General features: G+C 74.1%; 1 protein-coding gene. It reads right to left on the reverse strand.

The annotated features are described in order from the left end of the window. Positions 1 to 777 (reverse strand): SWIM zinc finger family protein (locus tag E1292_RS50555; RefSeq protein ID WP_500690537.1); only part of this gene is annotated, 777 nt, incomplete at both ends.

Below are 777 nucleotides of genomic sequence, written 5' to 3' on the forward strand. Positions count from 1 at the left end.
CGCCGACACAACCCCGGACTGACCCGACAACCCCGACACAACCCCGGACTGACCCGACAACCCCGACACAACCCCGGACTGACCCGACCACTCCGGTACGACGTCGGGCTGCGCCGGTGATTCCGGGGCGACGCCGGCCGGGCCGGGTGGCTGGGGCGGTGGGACGGTGCCGTGGCGGGCGGCGACCAGGGCCCGCAGCGGCGCGGCGCCCGGGTAGAAGGTGAGGTCGGCGTCGATCGTGGTGCCCGTGACCAGGGAGGCGTCGAGCGACTGACCCTGAGGGGCGAACGAGAGGACCAGCGCGGGCCGCCCCGTACGCCGGCCGCGCAACCAGACCTTGCGTGCCGTCAGCCGATCCTGCACCTCGTCACGTCTGCCGAGAACGTCCCAGTGATCCCGCACGGCGGGTCTCGCCAGCACCTCCTCCTTGGTGACGGGGAACCCGGTGCGGATCAGCACGGTCTGCCCCAGCGCCGGGGGCAGCTCGGCCCGCCGCCGGTAGGCGACGGCCAGCAGGTTGAGCAGCGCGTATTCCTCCAGGAGCCGCCCCGGCCAGCCCTCCCCGGAGCGGACCCGGGCCAGCCTGGAGACCATGCCCGCCACTCCGGGCGCCTGGGCGTCGATGAGCCGCTTGGCCAGACCCTCCCAGTCGTGCTCCGCGGCCCCCGCCAGACCCTGCCGCATCTGGTCGGCCAGCCACCGCTCCAGCTCCGCCAGCCCCGACGCAACCCGTCCATGGCGTACGGACTCCCCACCCGCGACACCATGGCGTACGGC

Origin of the sequence: Nonomuraea deserti (assembly GCF_004348685.1) — a bacterium.
Taxonomy (GTDB): Bacteria; Actinomycetota; Actinomycetes; order Streptosporangiales; family Streptosporangiaceae; genus Nonomuraea; species Nonomuraea deserti.